Source organism: Acidithrix ferrooxidans, from assembly GCF_000949295.1.
Lineage (GTDB): Bacteria > Actinomycetota > Acidimicrobiia > Acidimicrobiales > Acidimicrobiaceae > Acidithrix > Acidithrix ferrooxidans.
The window spans coordinates 1-18,541 of record NZ_JXYS01000043.1 but is presented as its reverse complement, the minus strand read 5'-3'; the positions used below and the strand labels follow the sequence as shown (position 1 = coordinate 18,541).

General features: G+C 48.0%; 12 protein-coding genes and 1 pseudogene. 6 read left to right on the top strand and 7 right to left on the bottom strand.

The features are described 5' to 3' along the window. From AXFE_RS08345 to AXFE_RS08315, 5 genes are all read left to right on the top strand, one after another. The coding region (locus tag AXFE_RS08345; protein ID WP_160291787.1) for a transposase at positions 1 to 527 on the top strand (527 nt) is incomplete at its 5' end. Between the two features lie 2,106 nt (positions 528 to 2,633). Beyond that, on the top strand, positions 2,634 to 3,275 hold the full coding sequence (locus AXFE_RS08330; protein WP_082058588.1) for a PadR family transcriptional regulator: 642 nt from the start codon (positions 2,634 to 2,636) through the stop codon (positions 3,273 to 3,275). A 418-nt stretch (positions 3,276 to 3,693) separates the two neighbouring features. Then, entirely contained in the window at positions 3,694 to 6,567 is a 2,874-nt protein-coding gene (locus tag AXFE_RS08325; RefSeq protein WP_082058590.1) for an FAD-binding and (Fe-S)-binding domain-containing protein, read from the top strand. Between the two features lie 578 nt (positions 6,568 to 7,145). Continuing rightward, positions 7,146 to 8,408: a threonine ammonia-lyase IlvA gene (gene ilvA / locus AXFE_RS08320; protein WP_407071676.1), complete on the top strand. Its 1,263-nt coding sequence runs from the start codon at positions 7,146 to 7,148 to the stop codon at positions 8,406 to 8,408. Positions 8,409 to 9,112: 704 nt separating this feature from the next. Further along, positions 9,113 to 10,093: an alpha/beta fold hydrolase gene (locus tag AXFE_RS08315; RefSeq protein WP_052605422.1), complete on the top strand. Its 981-nt coding sequence runs from the start codon at positions 9,113 to 9,115 to the stop codon at positions 10,091 to 10,093. A 90-nt stretch (positions 10,094 to 10,183) separates the two neighbouring features. Here the strand turns inward: AXFE_RS08315 and cysE are convergent, their stop codons facing one another. Together cysE and cysK are read right to left on the bottom strand one after the other, a co-directional pair. Then, positions 10,184 to 10,879, bottom strand: a complete 696-nt coding sequence (gene cysE, locus AXFE_RS08310; RefSeq protein WP_052605421.1) for a serine O-acetyltransferase — start codon at positions 10,877 to 10,879, stop codon at positions 10,184 to 10,186. Next, positions 10,879 to 11,811, bottom strand: a complete 933-nt coding sequence (gene cysK, locus AXFE_RS08305) for a cysteine synthase A (RefSeq protein WP_052605420.1) — start codon at positions 11,809 to 11,811, stop codon at positions 10,879 to 10,881. Before cysK ends, cysE begins: the two co-directional genes overlap by 1 nt. Before the next feature lie 1,824 nt (positions 11,812 to 13,635). On the opposite strand from cysK, the gene AXFE_RS08300 reads away from it, so the two are divergent. Then, positions 13,636 to 14,874, top strand: a complete 1,239-nt coding sequence (locus AXFE_RS08300; protein ID WP_052605419.1) for a CaiB/BaiF CoA transferase family protein — start codon at positions 13,636 to 13,638, stop codon at positions 14,872 to 14,874. A 524-nt stretch (positions 14,875 to 15,398) separates the two neighbouring features. On the opposite strand, the gene AXFE_RS21415 is transcribed toward AXFE_RS08300, so the two are convergent. From AXFE_RS21415 to AXFE_RS08290, 5 genes and pseudogenes are all read right to left on the bottom strand, one after another. Next, positions 15,399 to 16,514 (bottom strand): methyl-accepting chemotaxis protein, encoded by a 1,116-nt coding sequence (locus AXFE_RS21415; protein WP_407071677.1) that lies wholly within the window; start codon positions 16,512 to 16,514, stop codon positions 15,399 to 15,401. 177 nt (positions 16,515 to 16,691) lie between these two features. Continuing rightward, positions 16,692 to 17,000: pseudogene (locus tag AXFE_RS21410) on the bottom strand (MCP four helix bundle domain-containing protein); the annotation flags it as partial. Positions 17,001 to 17,075: 75 nt separating this feature from the next. Beyond that, positions 17,076 to 17,582, bottom strand: a complete 507-nt coding sequence (locus AXFE_RS21805) for an IS1634 family transposase (protein ID WP_455423333.1) — start codon at positions 17,580 to 17,582, stop codon at positions 17,076 to 17,078. 113 nt (positions 17,583 to 17,695) lie between these two features. Then, positions 17,696 to 18,043: a hypothetical protein gene (locus tag AXFE_RS19210; protein ID WP_152625959.1), complete on the bottom strand. Its 348-nt coding sequence runs from the start codon at positions 18,041 to 18,043 to the stop codon at positions 17,696 to 17,698. Between the two features lie 114 nt (positions 18,044 to 18,157). Beyond that, entirely contained in the window at positions 18,158 to 18,466 is a 309-nt protein-coding gene (locus AXFE_RS08290) for an integrase core domain-containing protein (protein WP_152625958.1), read from the bottom strand. Positions 18,467 to 18,541 lie beyond the last annotated feature (75 nt).

Here is an 18,541-nt window from a genome sequence, read left to right as displayed (position 1 = left end):
TACAACAGAACATCCTTGGTCACAGAGGCAGGGGTGGGGATCCCCTCTATCGCATCCGGCGACTCCTGACTATGGCCAAGGAGAGACTCACCGAGGGTGCCAACGCCAAACTTACTCACCTACTTGAACTAGGTGACCCAGACAACGAGGTAGCTACCGCATGGAGAGCCAAGGAGTCCTTACGAGAGCTCTATACCTATCGTGACCCAAAACTCGCTAGTGACCACCTCGATGCTCTTATCAGTGACTTCACCGACAACCAACGACCCCCCGAGGTCCAACTACTTGGGAGAACCTTGAAAAGCTGGCATGATGAGATCCTGGCCTGGCACACGTCCTTCGTGACCAATGGACCGACAGAGTCGATGAACAACCTCATTAAGCGGATTAAGCGCATCGCCTTTGGGATGACGAACTTTGCGAACTTTAGAATCAGAGCGCTCTTGGCGGCTGGTAAGCCTGACTGGTCACTACTAGCTACTGTTACCCCGGTGACAACGCAGATCTCTAGCGCACTTGGTTCGTAACAGGAACCAACCAACCCAATAAGTAAGACACCAGGGAGAACCCCCTTGGCCCCTCTTACCCGTTCACGGGTTGTGTAGCCTAGACCTCTCCGAATGACGGCTTCAATCTGGCCAATCACCTCAGAACGCTCAATAACTTGCCGATTCCTGGTCGATCTTGGTACCGGAATACCGCTTATTTCCGAAGATCCGTCTTGTTGGGGGGGGTGGGTCAATTAAATACCGTTTAAGGTGGGTCAATTAAACGCCGCTGGCAACACCGCGATGAACGTCGACGCATCGAAGCTAGCGAAATCACAAGCAAATAGCCTCTGAGTACTGCTGAACGCCAATAGCTCATACGACTTCACCGTGAGCCCTAGGTGTCAAGGGAGGTGGCAGAATTGCAGAAGGACAAGACCTTCTTTTAGAAAAACAGCCGCGTACAACGCATGAGAATCCACCAAGCAAGAGAGATTTGCATCAACGGAAGCGTAAGTGAGCGAACTTTACAAATATCTACAGATGGACAGACTACTTGAGGTCTCTCGGGCTGGCTATTACAAGTGGAGGCAAGTCAAAGATAGACAATGTTCCACTGAGTTGGCCACAAAGACTCTGAAGATTAAAATTCTTGAAATCCACTAACAAGAGTCAATAGGTATCTACGGAGCACCAAGGATAACGGCGCAATTGTAATTACAAGGTGAGCCAACTAGCCATAACACTGTCGCAGAAAAGATGCGTGAGCTTTCAATATCCTAAGTTAGCCCAAAGCTACTAAAAAGTAGTGACCACTATTTGTGACTCTAAGGCCACATATCCAAGAGACTTTTCTTGATAGGAATTTTGACAAGGGACCTTTAGATAGCGTTTGACCCTCCGACATCACCTGCATGAAGATAGGTGATAGATCTGCATATCTGTGTGTAGGTTAGAGACGAGCACTTATGTTGGAGTAAACGAGGAAGAGTGCTTGGCCATAGCGTCTTATGAAAATATGAGGCTCGAGATAGTGCTAGAAGCTCTAGGTCAGGCAATTAATACCAGAGGTAGCAATTGCCGAGGAGCGGTGTTCCGTAGCGATCGAGAAAGCCAATTCTTAGATCGTCGCACAGAATCCCCTCTCTGTAAAGAAAATGGAATCATTCGCTCCATGGCGCAAATGGGATCCTGTTACAATCACGCCAGTGCTGAATCCTTCTGGTCGGTCTTCAAGCATGAATACTTCTTGAGACATGTCTTCAAAGACATCTCTGAATTAAGAGCTGGAATAAAGTGGTAAAAGAATTTTTACAACAGCAAACGGCGACATTCGAAGACCTAAGAACATCTCACCAGTCAATTATGAGTTAGCCTTAGAAGTAAGAGCAAAAACTGCTTAAGTCAGTGTCTACTCTTAGTGGGTAACCCCAGTTGCTGGCAACACAGTCGAATGGACTGCAGCGAACTAGCCAACTCAGCAATGAGGATGAGCCAACACAGAGCAGTAGCGAGCAGGAAGGCGGATGAATCGAGAGATTCACTTCCGGTTTGACTGGAGCGGTAGAGGGAAGATCGCTCCAGTCACCCTAGACCGAGTAGTCGCCAACCCCCTAAATCAGACCGATTCAGAGGTGGTTTTCTATTTGGACCAATAAATGATGAATGGTCTTCTAGCTCTCTGGATTTTAGAGACGGGCTAGAGCAGTTGGTTGACATTAGTTTTAGTGAACTATGGTCCCATATAGCCTTCTAACGCCCCTATTGATAGCCATATGAATGGATAGGCCGAGTATCAAAATTTCTTCGATTGCTCTATCTCTAATTGGATAACCAAAATCCAAAGAACAGGCTTTAACGTGCCATGAACCTGACGGGGATTGGGTGTTTGTGTTGGAAGGGATCTTTTTGACCTGGCTACCCAATGAATTGCTGAAATTGTAGTCAAATTTCAATCCGACGCACGGTTTGTGGAGTTAGATCTACGACAAGGTGAATTTGCTGCGCAGTAGCAATTTTTCCCATTGGTGATAATCCTTCTATACGATGGGAACTTTTAGATTTAAAGATTGCTTTAAGTATGAGTTGCGATATATCGTGATAATATTGATTACAAGATAAAGATTAGAGAAAAGGAAATTTGATATGCATAATTGTGAAGGTAGAGGATGCGGGTGCGGTAGGTCAGATCATCGTCATGATCATCGTGGAGAAGGATTTGGCCACCGAGGTCACGGCGGTCCCGGAGGGTTTGGACGTGGATTCGGTGGCGGTTTTGGCCCAGGTTTTGGGCCAGGCTTTGGCCCCGGTTTTGGACCAGGACGGGGTCCAAAGGTTGGTAGAGGTGATGTGCGATTTGGTATCTTGACCCTGATAGCAGAGGCGCCACGCCATGGATATGAGATTATTCAGGAGCTATCGGCCAGAAGCAATGGAGTTTGGCAACCCAGCCCAGGTTCTGTTTACCCCACGCTTCAGGCATTAGAAGATGAGGGTTTGATTACCCTTTCGGTTGTGGATGGAAAGAAGATCTACAGTCTTAGCGAAGCAGGACAACAATATCTTGCGGAGAATCCACGAAGCGCGCCTCCATGGGAGGAGATGGCCAACGGCCCAGAGACGATATTTTTCGATATCAGGCGTGAAGGTGCCGCATTTGCTTCAGCCTTGATGCAGGTCTTTCAGGCAGGAACTAAGGATCAACAAAAGCGAGCTCTCGAAGTTTTAATCGCAGCTCGCAAGGCGATATATAAGATTCTTGCCGGAGACGATGGTTCTGGGGAATAGAGCCTCGACCCCGCGGGCAATGATCGTTCGAGTGAGGTGACTTTTGATTACACACTCGGACTAGGGCTAAGGTCTCGGTTGGCCATGGCCTTATGGTTCAGTTAGACCTTAGTTTTCTACCCTTGGCGTGTCACTTTCTGCTTCGGCAGGTGTGGCACGCCTTTTTATCTCTACGAGGAGAATAAGACAGGGTTAGCGCTTTTCTCCATCTTGGATCTCAAGGTGCAGCCAGGATCTTTCAGAAGTATATTTCGCCGTTTCTTTTAGAGATAGGATTTCTAGACTCACCAAGGGTAGAGTTTTTGGCTCTAGGCTCATATGAATTCAGAGACGGAATGTGGTGAGTAGATTGCGCGACGGTTCAAAGCCACTCGAGCGAAAAAGTTCCAGTAACGGCTTGCAGCAAACCTTGGTGGAGATGCTTTTCTCAAATGGAGTCAAAGACGTCGACATCTCAAAGAGACGTCGGGCCGAGTACTCTAGCGATGCCTCTAACTATCGAATAGTTCCGAGTGCGGTTGTCTACCCAGGATCGGGTGATGAAGTCTTAGGTGCCATTGACGTCGCAAACGAGACGGGTCTATCGATTACTATGCGTGGAGGTGGAACATCTGTCGCTGGTAATTCAATTGGTTCAGGAATCGTATTGGATACGACGAGATATATGAACAAGGTTATAGATATCGATCCAGAGGCCAAGACCGCGACGGTGCAACCCGGTTTGATCTTAGATGAATTGGCGAGTTTCCTAAGTCCAATTGGTCTTTTGTTTGGTCCAGATCCCTCAACTCATTCGCGTGCCTCGATTGGTGGAATGATCGGCAATAACTCCTGTGGGGCACATTCCATTGCTTATGGAAAGACCCAAGACAATGTGGCTAGCCTCAAGGTGGTCGATGGTCGAGGCCGTGTGTTTCAAGCTAAAGATGATTTAGAGGTTGTCCCAGGATTGTCCAAGTTGATAGCTGACCACGAAGGATTGATCAGCGCTCAATTAGGGCGCTTTCCACGTCAAGTATCTGGTTATTCGCTGCAGGATCTTCTTTCAGGCCATCCGGGGCGGCTAGCTCGATCTTTGGTTGGTAGCGAGGGTACTACCGTAGGGGTAATTGAATCAACCTTGAAATTGATAGAAGCGCCAAAGGTAGTTGTCCTAGCGATCCTTGGCTATAGCGATATGATCACTGCGGCCTATGCCGCGCCGGCAATTGCGGCTATGGCTCCTCAAACCATAGAAGGCTTTGACTCGCGGCTGCTCGAGCGGTTGCGCAGTGGCCCAAAGCGAGTAGGTGTCTCGGCAACTTTGCCTAAGGGCAAAGGTTGGCTTTTTGTTGAATGCGCAGGAGAAACTTTATCGGAGGCTCTCGCTAGCGCTAAAGCAGTCACCCTAACCAGCGGCGTCATAGACTCTATTGTGGTTCGTGACACGACCGCGATGAGGATGCTTTGGCGACTTCGAGACGACGGTGCAGGCTTGGCCGGACGGACAATAGCTGGTAAAGCGGCATGGCCAGGATTCGAAGATGCAGCAGTTCCTCCTTTTAGACTGGGAGATTATCTCGTCGACTTCCAGGATCTGCTTGGTGAATTTGGTTTTGACGGCCTGATCTATGGCCATTTTGGAGAGGGATGCATCCATTCGCGGATCGACTTTGACCTAGAGTCTGATCCGCAACGCTTTAGGGCATTTATGGAGAGTGCTAGTGATTTAGTGGTCTCCTATGATGGCTCGCTTTCGGGAGAGCATGGCGATGGTCGCGCTCGGAGTCAGCTTCTGACAAAGATGTATTCTCCGCAGATGATCTCCTTATTTGCGGAGTTTAAGGGCTTATTTGATCCCAATCATGTGATGAATAAGGGCGTACTGGTCGAACCTGCCGCCTTTGATGATTCGCTTCGGCTAGAGGGAGTGCGAGAATTTCCACGAAGGAAAGGATTTGGTTTTTCTCTCGATGGCGGTGACTTTGGAGCCGGAGTTCATCGATGCGTTGGCGTGGGTAAGTGTCGTTTAGCCCAAGGGGCTAACGATAGCGTTATGTGTCCATCCTACGTCGCAACATTGGATGAAAAAGATTCGACTCGTGGTCGTGCCCGAGTTCTTCAAGAGATGTTAAATGGAACGTTTGTGAAAGGTGGATGGCGGTCCAAGGAGGTACATGAAGCCTTAGATCTCTGCCTATCCTGCAAGGCATGTTCCAGGGACTGTCCTGCTGGCGTCGACATGGCCCGTTACAAGGCAGAGGTTTTGTTCAACGCTTACAATCATCGCATGAGGCCGATGAATCATTATCTGTTAGGTCGCCTCTCCTTTTGGGCGGAGCTAGGAGGAGCTTTCCCAAATTTGGCGAACAAGGTACTGACAAATGACTTTGCTAAGTTGGCAATGGAGAAGGTTGCGGGTATCGATCGACGACGAACGCTGCCACCTTTTGCTAAAAGGTCGTTTGTCAGTACCCTCAAAGGTAACTCCGTTTCGGGATCTGCTTTAGGTCGTGGGGTCCCCCAAGAAGGAGGATTAGACGATGAGAGATTGGGACCAAAGAGTCTTTCTGGTGCCTCCTCGAAGGGGTCAATGTCGCGAGTAGTTTTGATGGTGGATCCGTTCAATAACCACTTTTCTCCATGGGTTCTCGAAGATTGTTTGGAACTGTTGAGAACACTGGAGATAGAGGTAGTGGTGGCGCCAAAGGAGCTCTCTATGGCTATTACTGAGATCTCTACTGGCCAACTTGAGATAGCTCGAAGAAAGCTTCGACGCCTTGTTGAATGGCTATTTCCACTAACTTCCTCTGGTTATTTGGTGTTGGTACTCGAGCCGTCATGCGCAGGTGTTCTCCGAAGCGACCTGGTGGAACTCCATAAAGGCGAAGGTGCGAAGTCGGTCTGTGACGCTACGGTGACTTTGGCGGAGCTTCTGATGAGAGTTGCCAATAGTCCCAGATCTTCATGGCAACCTCCCAATCTAAGAGGTGAAACCTTGATTTGGCAGCCTCATTGCCATCAATATGCAGACATAGGAGTCCACGATGACCTTCAGTTGCTTAAAGCAACTGGTGCTAATCTTTTGACAGTGACTGGATGCTGTGGGATGGCTGGAAACTTTGGGATGGAACTCTCTCACTACGATCTATCAGTCAGAGTCGCACAAAGATCTATTATCTCTCAGATCAATGAGGCACCTAGCGATGCGGTTGTAGTGGCAGATGGTTTTTCATGTCGGTCGCAGGTTAGCGACCTTACTGACAAGGTTCCACTTCATCTAGGTTCGATCATGTTGAGGGGTCTAAAGTAAAGCCGACAAGGATCATTGGGTGGTAGCTTGGTGAATTTCATCTTTCGCGGTTATCCTCTTGGATAAAACCTTGATTAGATGGAACCAGAAGTTATCTAACTGTTGACCAAAGATGGACTAGACAAGCGCTCTATTTGGCTAGCTTAGGCCCAATCTTCCAAGGTATCCGCGCGATGGCGACATCACAATTGTGATCCACAACGAGCTAATCCCAAGTGGGAGTGCTGTGTTAGTGGAGGTTTGTGGAATATTCATTGTGGGCTCCTCTGGCGAATTAGAGGGCTCATAAGAGATTTTAAGTCGACAGTCACCTCAAGCAACTTGCTAGCTTTGAGCAACAGTCACTAGATGCTTTCTCTTTTGCTCTGGTGGTTCCGCTACGTAGCGCTCTTTTGGACTGTATAGGTAATAAAGGACCCCATCTCTATTTGATTAGGCCACGATTGCTTGGGATACGTGATATCCCAAGGATGCTTGGGACCTCGCTTTACTTGAAAGCAAAGTTATTCACATGCGGGATGGAGCATCTGACATAGAATCAACTGAGGGAAAACTCCTAGATTTAGCCAATTGGTGGGATGAGAACGATGTCGGAAATTCTAGATGTAAATTCGATCAAGCGGGCGGCTCAGCTCTTATCAGACGTCGTGAAGAGAACGTCGCTAGATCACAGCAGTCGATTAACTAACAAGTTTGGCGTTGACGTCCTGCTCAAGCGCGAAGATGTTCAATTGGCTCGCTCCTATAAGATACGGGGAGCTTACAACTTCATCTCTAGCCTAAGTGACCAAGAGCGAGCAATGGGCGTCGTCTGTGCTAGTGCGGGTAACCACGCTCAAGGCGTAGCCTATAGCTGCAATAAGCTCGGCATCAAAGGTAAGATCTTTCTTCCGGCAACTACTCCTCGGCAAAAGAGACAGAAAATTATGGAATTTGGGGGTCTCTGGGTCGAGATAGTTATCGGCGGCCATAGCTACGACGATGCAAGTCTTGCTGCTCGCCGTGATGAGATTCGCAGCGGCTCGGTCTTTGTCCATGCATTTGACGATCCTCGCACTATTGCTGGTCAGGCGACTGTAGGGGTTGAACTCTTAGAGCAACTTCCCACTCCTAATGTGTCTACTGTGGTCGTGCCGGTTGGCGGGGGAGGGCTGATAGCTGGAATTGCTCTGTGGTTGCGCAGCCAAAGGCCCGATATCACAATTATTGGGGCGGAACCAACGGGGGCACCTTCCATGACAAAGGCGCTTGCCAATAATGGTCCAATCGCGCTAGAGCAAATGGATTCGTTCGTAGATGGTGCGGCTGTTGGCAGGGTTGGGGATCTCACATTTCCGATAGTGCGTGATCTCGTAGACGAGATCGTCTTGGTTCCAGAGGGTGCTATCTGTACTGAGATGTTAGAGCTCTACCAAAACGAGGGAATCATCACAGAGCCCGCAGGCGCTCTAGCCACTGCAGCACTCTCTCGAATTGCGATCGATAGGTCAAAGGGAGCTGTCGTTGCGATTTTGTCCGGAGGAAATAATGACGTAAGTCGTTATTCAGAGATTCTGGAGCGTTCCCTGGTGCACGAAGGGTTACGCCACTACTTTTTGGTAACCTTTCCCCAAGAACCTGGCTCACTTCGAAGATTTCTAGAGGAGGTTCTTTCTGACGGAGAAGATATTGTTGTCTTTGAGTACGTCAAAAAAAGTAACCGAGAGACTGGCCCTGCGCTTGTTGGAATCGACTTAGAGAGTCCAGATTCACTGAGTGGTCTTCTTTGGAGAATGCAAAATAGCCCGCTGGAGATAGAGCAGGTTCCTCCCGGATCTCCGCTTTTCACATTTTTACTGTAACGATTTACCGTGATGATTTACCGTGATGATTTACCGTGATGATTTACCGTGATGATTTACCGTGATGATTTACCGTGACGATTTACCGTGACGATTTACCGTGATGATTTACCGTGATGATTTACCGTGATGATTTACCGTGATGATTTACCGTGATGATTTACCGTGATGATTTACCGTGATGATTTACCGTGATGATTTACCGTGATGATTTACCGTGATGATTTACCGTGATGATTTACCGTGATGATTTACCGTGATGATTTACCGTGATGATTTACCGTGATGATTTACCGTGATAAATTCGCCATGTCCGCTACCACAATTTAGATGCAAGGTTCTGGCGGGATGTTGTAAATCTTTCGGTAGGTAATCGAGTTATTGGCTCAAATTTATGCCGAACGACAACAGATCAAGGATCTCGCTCCACAATGCTCAATCTAAGTGACCGAAAATAGCGCTTTGGACGATCTGGTGAATTATCAGTTGGTTCGGTCGCAAGGCGGCCAATGTCATTGGTTGATGTGGCTCTGTTTGGATCATAGGTTGTTGCGCCTTTTTTAATTTCAAGTCACCAGGCGGGTCAAATCGTAGATTTACCGACAAAGTACCGTGGTTGGAGGTATTCTATTGGCGTCTTGTTTGATCGTAGGGATTTGACTTCGTTACTTTGTTTTGACCAACTCTGCTGAAAGGTAATGGAGATGAATTTTAATATTTCACATAATAGGGCAACCATCAACGGCCAGAGTATCCATTACGTTGAAGCTGGGGAGGGGTATCCTATCATTTTTCTCCATGGATTTCCTGAGAGTTGGTATTCATGGCGCTACCAGCTTGAGTTTCTGAGCGAGCGTGGATTTCGCGTTATTGCACTTGACCAACGTGGATATGGGGGCTCTAGCGCTCCCAAAGATATAGATGCATATAATATCTTGCATCTTGTTGGAGATGTAATTGCGCTCATGGATCTCCGTTCCCTGGAGAAAGCCGTAGTAGTGGGTCACGATTGGGGTGCTCCTGTGGCTTGGTCTACGGCACTATTTCGACCTGATCGAATCGCTGGAGTCGTTGGATTGAGCGTTCCGTATCGACCAAGAGGAAGCTTTCAGCCGACTGTGCGAATGAGAGAACTCTCTGGTGAGGACTTTTATCAATTGTATTTTCAGTTGGAGGGTAGGGCCGAGGCAGACTTTGAAGGTGACTTATCCACCTCTATCTTCTCGATGTTCTACGGTAACTCAGCTGATTCGTTCGCGGTAAATGGTCCTTGGAAGATGCACTCGCCGGCTGATCGGGGTTTCTTTGCTGAGGCACCACCCTTGCCCAAAGAGCCCCCAAAATGGTTGAGCGAGAAAGACTTAGCGATATACGTGGAGGCTTTTCGTGGGAATGGATTTAGAGGGCCATTGAACTGGTATCGAAATCTCGATCGAAATTGGGAGCTTACCGAACCATGGAGTCGAGCACGGATCACACTGCCGTCGATGTACCTAGCTGGCAAGGTGGATCCGGTAGTCCATTTCCCCGGAGCCGATGCCATGATTGCTAAGATGGATGGCGTCCTGCCTGGCCTTTTTCGGGCAAAACTGATCGATGACTGTGGTCATTGGACGCAACAAGAGGCGCCCGAGATCGTGAACCAGTCACTCCTGGACTTTATGAATCACATCATGGCGCTTTAAACTATTAATAGCTGTGCGAAAAAACATCCTTGGATCACCCAGCCTGGTGTTAGTGATCCAAGGTGAAGTCTTTATTACTTAGATTGACAATTAGATTGAAAAGTCCTCATAGCTCCACATGCCATCTCTTCGGGGCCGAATATCTTTTTTACTTGGCTGGCCAACCGTAGCTGCAATCTCGTCGACTCTATCGATTAGTGATTTTAGGCCATCACCAATGGCGTCTGGCATCTCTAGGTTCGACAGAGGGGTGCCTTCAAAGCGTGAAGCTCTGGAGATGACTTGACCTGGAACACCAACTACAACCGATCCGGGCGGCACGTCTCGAACTACGACCGCGTTGGCCCCTATTCTGCTGTCATGGCCTACTCGGATGGGTCCGAGGACTTTGGCGCCTGCGCCAAGTACGACGCGATCTTCGATATCTGGATGTCTTTTTCCGGTCTGATCGCCACGGCCGCCTAAAGTCACTTGGTGGTACATGGTCACATCGTCGCCTACGACAGCGGTCTCGCCTATGACTACACCAGAGGCGTGATCTATAAAGAAGCCCGAGCCAATTGTCGCCCCAGGATGGATATCAACCCCAGTCCATCGATACGCCAAAGCCGAGATGGTTCTAGCCCCCAGATGGTTCCCGCCTTGCCATAGTTGGTGCGCGAGGCGATAGGCTGCCACGGCATGAAATCCAGGATAAAAGAGGACCACCTCGTATCTGTTTCGCGCTGCCGGATCGCGCTCTAGGGCCGCGGATATGTCCTTTCGTAAGAGATCTAAGACCATCATTATTCAGCTAAACCTGCATAGAGCGGTGTAGAGAGGTATCTCTCTCCAAAGGATGGGATTATTACCACTATGAGTTTGTGGCTATTTTCGTCACGGCTAGCTAGTTCAAGTGCGGCTGCTATTGCGGCACCGGAGGAGATCCCGACCAGCAGACCTTCTTCAGTTGCCGCCGCACGTGCAGTCTCAAAGGCTAATTCATTGTCAATCCCTATGACTTCGTCCACGATCTTAGCGTCATAGTTCTTCGGGATAAAGCCCGCACCTATTCCTTGGATGGGGTGAGGTCCTTTTGCTCCTCCAGATAGCACCGGTGAAGCTGAAGGCTCCACAGCAACAATTTTGATCGCTGGGTTTTGTTCTTTTAGATATGAGCCAACGCCAGAGATTGTTCCACCAGTGCCAACCCCAGCGACAAAGATATCTACAGTACCATCGGTATCTTGCCAGATTTCAGGGCCAGTTGTGGAGTAATGAATCGAGGGGTTGGCGGGATTTTCAAACTGTTGTGGAACGAAATATTTAGGATCTGAGGCCGCTAGCTCTTGTGCTTTAGCTATAGCGCCACCCATGCCCTCGGCTCCTGGCGTTAGGATTAGTTGCGCGCCGTATGCGCGCAAGAGCATTCGCCTCTCTTTGGACATCGTCTCTGGCATTGTCAGGATGCACTTTATCCCTCGTGCAGCGCAGACCATCGCTAGAGCAATTCCAGTATTTCCACTGGTTGGTTCCACGACTATCGTCTCTGGAGTTATTAGGCCTGCTGCCATAGCAGCATCAATCATGGCTACACCGATTCGATCCTTGACGCTATGTGCCGGGTTGAAAAACTCTAGTTTGACCACGATTCGAGCCTTGGAGCTCGATGTAAGTCGATTGAGCGCCACTAAGGGCGTGTGGCCAACAAGTTGTGTTACATCTGTTGCGATATTCATTTTTCTCCAAAATCTAATGAGGCTTTCAATTAAAAGTTACTCGCCACTAATCAAAAGCCGACCTGTCAACTCAACAATAGTGCAAAGTGTAAAGTTCATCCTTAGTTTTACGATTTTGATAGAAGGATTGCTAGCCAATGGTGATAAGTCGGATAATAGTTTTCGCAAATTTGACCCCTATGGTTGCGATATGACTTCTTACCAACTGCTATTTGACCCTTGCGAGATTGACTTCTTTAGGGTCACCTCTATCGATTTCGTGCCAAGGTGGCATTCTTGTTAGTTAAACCCTTTGTGTAAACGGAATATTTCGCAGACGCTATTGGGATCATCTGGCCAGAGGTGAACTTTGTGGAATTGGTCGGACTCCCTCTTTTTTGCTTTTTGTAATTGAATCCATCGATTTATCTAGCTAGATCTCACTATTAGATTTTTTGCCCTCGTAGTTTTTGGGAGTTGAATTGGCCAATAGTTATGGAGACGGATCATGCTTTAGGGCTTTTATTTGAGCCATATCCGCAGCGCCATCCGGATATGGTCCGCATATTATAAAGATGATAGACCCCATGGATGGATTGATTGATTCGTAGCCGTATGTTTTCTAATAGAAGCTTTGGATGTGGTCAGGCGGGTTGGATAAAGTTCCTCGAAGTGACGCAGATCTGCTTATTTGATACGCCTGTTGGTCTACCTGTTTTAATGGACCTTTAAGGGCTCGTTACCGTTAAATCCGAAGTGCTGCTTTGGCCACCTTTACAATTACACCGATTAGGTAGTTAAGTCGTGGCTTCGATAACGATGTAACGGTTAGAAGGTCAAAGGGCTCAGGTGAAAGGCAATATTTAGACTTTTTACTGATTTTTTGGCATCATTTCTCAGAATCCAATATACCCTATAGGGTATGTGTAGTGCAGTTACGTGTAATAAATGTAAGAAACCAACTTGGTCAGGTTGCGGACGCCATGTGGAACAAGTCCTAGGACACATTCCACAAGAAAAGCGCTGCCAATGTTCAAGTAACGAGGCCCCAAAGACCAGGCGCTGGTTTTAGGGGAATTATCATTATCAATCATCGAAAGTTATCGCGGTATTTGCTTTAAATTAAAGACGACGATACTTCTTTATTTGCTCCGTCAAGGAGGTTTTTACTTATTGTGAATTATCTTTTTGACGGATGCATGTTTTATTCCAAAGAATATATTTATTTTGTTGTGATATATCTGTATTTGTAGATAGATCACAGCTATGTGCAAATACAGATGCCAATCTGTCAGCACCAATCCGCAAATAGCGAGTTGTACTGGCGACCTTCCACAATATTTTGTACGTTAGATTGATCTCTTGGATTATCGCACTTGGCATTGGGGTGCGAGGTGGAAAATGCCTTGTCCAGCCCAAGTGACTAGGGTATATTATCCTAGGATTTTTCAAATCTATAACAATTGTAGTGACGGATCTAGGTGGCCATTTACCTCGGTTGTGTTCTCTTTCCGAAGTTGATCTTTTTGACCGATTGCGCTCGAAAATGACTCTTCGTTTCAACGATTATTTCAGTTGGAACCGCGCTCGAGCAAAATGGGGCTGGGCTCGATTGGACCGGAAGTGCTTATGTTTCCGGGAGCGCTTAGATTTCGCGTCATCTAGTCGTTCGATGATGGACTTATTTTTCGAATTTCCCTACTTCTTCAAGGCATCATTTTGCAATATTTCTGGTAAAAGATTGCCATATCGGAGTTAAAATATTTTGATCTTTGTGTCTTTTCTATTCCTTGAGATCAATGATTGAAAATGCGGGATGAGATAGAGTGATTTTTAGGAGATCCGTTGAATCAAAACGATGCTGAGTTCGCCAAGAAGGTCTTTGACCCAGATTACATTGGAGCCCTAGATGGGGTTCGAGTTTTGGATCTATCTCGTCTGGTCTCGGGCAATATCGCTTCAATGCTGCTCGGCGACTTTGGCGCTGATGTAATAAAAGTTGAGCCTCCTGAGGGTGATCCATTGCGAGCATGGCGCGATGGTGGAGAGTCGCTCTATTGGAAGACTTATTCGAGAAACAAGCGTTCAATCGTATTGAATCTTCGAGTTGACGCAGCCAAGGCGGTCTTGCTTAGCCTGGTTGAGGAGTCAGAGGTTCTAATAGAGAACTTTAAACCGGGTACCTTGGAAGAGATGGGGCTATCGCCGGAAGTGCTACTTAAGCGCAATCCAAAATTGGTGATCCTTAGAATCTCGGGATTTGGTCAAGATGGTCCATATTCCCCGTTGCCAGGTTTTGGAAGCCTCGTGGAGGCGATGAGTGGGTTGGCCGATCGCACCGGTTTTTCTGATCGCGAGCCGGTCCTTCCACCATTTCCGGTAGCTGACATGACGGCTGGACTCTATGGCGCGATGGCAACTTTATTAGCCTTGCGCTCGTTGGATCATGCTTTATCTGCGGGTCAGGTTATTGACCTCTCCCTTCTGGAGCCTCTATTTTCACTTCTTGGCCCTGATGCCGCTATCTATAATTTGACTGGTGAGGTCAAGCAACGTGTAGGCAGTGCATCAAACACGACGGCTCCGCGCAACGTCTATCGTTGTTTGGACGGTAAATATATTGCGCTTTCGGGGTCGATGCCCTCGATGGCTGAGAGGATCTTTCAGGAGATAGGTCGACCCGATTTGATTGATGATCCTAGATTTGTCGACAATTCGGCAAGGATCCTAAACCGAGATGAGCTTGATGAGCTACTTGGAGGATGGTTCGCAACTAAGAGCTCGAAGGAAGCTCTAGAGAAGATGAGGGCGGCAAAGGCTACAGTTGGACCCGTGTATGACATAGCCGATGTATTTCGAGATCGTCATTTTATCGAACGTGAGATTTTGGTCTCGATTCCAGATGACGACCTCGGTGAGATTCCAGTTGCTAACATCGTTCCTCGCCTCTCGGCAACTCCGGGACGTTTTTCTCGCCCTGCACCTTCGTTGGGTCTTCATACTCTGGAGATCCTTTTGGAGGCTGGTCTAACAAGAGCCGCAATCGACGATTTAATAAGAGCTGGAGCGGTCAAGATCGCCTAGGTGAGGGTATTTTGTTAGGTCGTCTTGCCTTGTTCGAAAAGGAAGAGTCATTGGGTAATATCAATTGGCGTTGTCGAGTATTTTATTTGCCGCATTATTGGCTGTATCAGTAATTACCCAAGTGCGGTTGGACCCTCATCCGATAAAGCTCTCATTGCGCAAGTGCCGATGAGCCCAACTGGGAGCTAAATAAAGAGACCTTAGATCTGCGTCTAATATCTTTGCGGTATTGTTCGCCGTGGCCATGAATTCGGGGGATAATTGAGAATTTTCTCCAACACCTTTTGGGCCCAAGCCGTTGTTAGAAAACCTGTAAGAAAGTAAGTGAACAGAGATCAGCTTTTATTTAGCCGGCATCAACTGTGTTTCTGGTTCGCTTGCTAAGAGAGCGAGAGGTATTGGTCGGAGAGACCAAAAAGACAAAAAGAGCCAGTTGGTCCTCTTTGTCTTTTTGGCTTATGGATAATCCTCTGCCCCATAAGGGTTGGGTGGTGGGGCAGAGGAGATCTTTAGCTTCTAAATTGTCAGGCGAAGGCTACCTCGGCTCTGATATCCTTAAGTTGAAATTGAGCTACAAGGCCAGTCAGATCAGAAGCAAGGTGTGCAAGGTCGTTTGAAGCGATCAAGGATTGCTCAATCGCATCGGTCGTGGACCTCGAAGCCATCGCTACTCCAGCTACGTTAGTGGCAATCTCATTGGATCCGACAGCCACCTCTTCTACGGAGTGGGTGATCTCACCGGTAGCTGCGCTCTGTTGTTCGACTGCTGCAGAGACTGTCATTTGGAGTTGGTTGACCTCTGCGATAACCGATGCAATCTTTGTGATCGTTTCTACAGCATGGCGGGTCTCTTCTTTGATTTCGTGAATTTGGACCTCGATGCCTTTTGTGGCCTTAGCTGTTTCGATTGCCAGGTCCTTGACCTCATCAGCGACTACTGCGAAACCTTTACCAGCCTCTCCTGCTCTGGCTGATTCGATTGTAGCATTCAGGGCCAGGAGATTTGTCTGATCAGCAATGGATGCGATTAGTGATACTACTCCACCGATCTTTTCGCTCGCATTGTCTAGTTCAGCTATTGTCTTGGCAGCAGAGGTGGCCAGTGCATATGCATTCTGAGTTATCTCAGATGCTTGAGAGGCACTTCTGGATATTTCGCCTATGGACTCGGTCATTTGAGTTGCACCCGAACTTAGATTGGTCAAGATGGTGGCGATCTCCTCAATTGCCGCTGAAACTACCGAAGCCTGGTCACTAGCAGAGGAGGCATTGTCGCCGACTTGGCTGGAAGCTGCATTTAGTTCAACCGTTGAAGCAGCGAGGGTGGTAGCTGCGTTGTTGATTTGAGTGAGGGTCTCATTTAGACGCCTAACTGCTTTGTCGAAGGCTTTGGCCATCTCGCCAATTTCGTCGGTAGAATCGATTCCTGATTCGCTTGAAAGATCACCTTCACCGAGGCGGCCTATCGCCCGAAGCATCGATGCAATGGGTGAGAGAATCGTCTTGGCAGTGACGCCGGCAAAGGCGATTGAAAGTCCAAGTCCTAGGATCAGCACGATAAACATGATCAATCTGGATTGAGTGTTGGTGGAATTTGCATTTGTCGCCAGTTGGGCAGCGTTTGATCGTTCATCGTTCATGAGCGTTCCAAGATCGCTTGTAATATTGACGGTCAAGGGTGAGAGGGTGGAGGATTCCAAGTTTCCAAAGCGTGTTGCAGTGGTTGGGTTTGCAAGGCTCATTCCACCATTTGAAATAGCAGAGCGTAGTGTTGCGTCCGCAGCCTGAATCTTGTTCACAACTACCAACTTTGCGCCCTCAAAGCTCTGGAGATTTGACTTATAGTTTGCAACCGCCTTCTCAAAGGACGACGACGAACTGTTGAACTCCTTGGTAAGCATCGCCCTTGAAGATGGGCTGGTTGTGATCGCTAGCTTTGTGAGGTCGCCACTTGAGGTAAGGAAGTTCGCTCTAGCTGAAGCGAGATACGAGACCGGAAGGAGACCGTTCTGATAGATATTCTGCGCAGCAGCGTTGATGCTAGACATCTGCATGACGCCTACGCCGGCGGTGATTAGCGCAACGATCGATATCATAACAACGATTGTCGCCAGTCGCATCTTAACTGAGAGGTTAGCCCATCTTTCCGAAAATCAACCTATTCTCCCAGCTAGTTGAGTATGTGGTCTTACGTTGGGACACTACAAATGCGTCGCAATGGTCTTTATCCGTTTAAGGGGATCACTAACTCCTAAGAGACGGTAGATCTCTTTGTGAACCGGCTCAGAAACACCACTAGTGCGGATGTGATAGATAACGCCTTTATCTGATGTAAGAACTATGGTGGCTCGGCGGTGACTGTTGAGTTGCTCTTTAATGGTTGACCATCTTCTCTTATCGTTATTTTGCCTCAAGGTCAGCTCAATAGCACTAAGGAGGTGATAGGCAAGTACTGAGATGAAGAGGTGAGCAGCAGTTCGGCTAGCTAGTTGATGATAGACCGGTCGAAGTCCAAGATCACTCTTGAGGGATCTAAAGGCATCTTCTACTTTAGTGAGAGTCGTATAGATATTCCAGATCTCACCTGCATCTAGCTCGCTATGGCTGGTGTCTATGACGTAGGCTCCTTGGAGATTATCATCTTTGGCTTTTGTGGGTTTTTCTGTAATAGTGAGATTGATTACTTTGTCAAAGCGTCTCTTTTTGATGATCTTGCCATGGTCTTGACGGTAACCGTCAGTGTATTTGCTGGAATTGACTGTTATATATCTTAGTTGCTATCCACTCGACCGGGGTAGCAACTAAGTCAACTATCCCCGATTTATTTTCTCGCTTGTGTCAACTCCTCCCCAAGTAGATCGGTAATGGAGATTGGTTCGTCACAGGAGGGACAATATCCCCCTATTCCTACTCGAGCCATAAAGGCATTACACTCTAAGCAGCGTTGTTCTCCGAGGGATCGTTCACCACAACACCTACACTCATAGACGGTGAAGCCTCGATGTGACTTTGACCCTGGAACTGTGACTGGAAGAATGCCACCTATATCGTGACGTCGTCGATAAGCAAGAGCCCGACAAGCATCTGAGCAGTAGGTTCTCCTCCCTGACAAGGGGAAGTTGCCTCCACAGACAGGGCACGCTATCGTGACGCAACGGAGGTCTGGCACTCATGGCAGACTCGTTAGGTTCAAATCAGACAATGCATCAGACGCTGCAGTGGTGGACTTTGATGCTGTCGTTGTCTGGTTTGTTGGAACAAGTGACGTAGAGACAACTGGCTTTCAGTTCCGGGTGTTGGCATTGATCCATCGTTTTGGATTCTTGGCTTTGGCCTCCTCGTAGACCTTGACTCGCTTGGCGAGGATCATGACATCTTCGCCGTTATGTTTTTGGTTTGGGGTCACAAAGTTCAAGCCAGAGTGATGGTGCTCCTCGTTGTATAACTGGACGAATCCCTCGATCCAGACCCTTGCCGCCATGAGGGAGGCAAAGCCATCGTGGGGATAGCTCGCACAGTACTTGACTGTGCGAAACATCGATTCCATGTGAGCATTGTCATTCGACGTCCTGGGACGTGAGTAGGAGGGCAGCTATACCAAGTAGGTAACACAGTGCCACTAGGGTTGTCCCCTTCATAGGTGAACCGTTGTCTGAATGTAGTACAG

Excerpts from the sequence above, each read along its gene's own strand:
- AXFE_RS21415 (WP_407071677.1), bottom strand. The coding sequence starts at position 16,514 with ATGAACGATGAACGATCAAACGCTGCCCAACTGGCGACAAATGCAAAT.
- AXFE_RS08330 (WP_082058588.1), top strand. The coding sequence starts at position 2,634 with ATGCATAATTGTGAAGGTAGAGGATGCGGGTGCGGTAGGTCAGATCAT.
- AXFE_RS08325 (WP_082058590.1), top strand. The coding sequence starts at position 3,694 with ATGCTTTTCTCAAATGGAGTCAAAGACGTCGACATCTCAAAGAGACGT.
- ilvA (WP_407071676.1), top strand. The coding sequence starts at position 7,146 with ATGAGAACGATGTCGGAAATTCTAGATGTAAATTCGATCAAGCGGGCG.
- cysE (WP_052605421.1), bottom strand. The coding sequence starts at position 10,879 with ATGATGGTCTTAGATCTCTTACGAAAGGACATATCCGCGGCCCTAGAG.
- AXFE_RS08315 (WP_052605422.1), top strand. The coding sequence starts at position 9,113 with ATGAATTTTAATATTTCACATAATAGGGCAACCATCAACGGCCAGAGT.
- cysK (WP_052605420.1), bottom strand. The coding sequence starts at position 11,811 with ATGAATATCGCAACAGATGTAACACAACTTGTTGGCCACACGCCCTTA.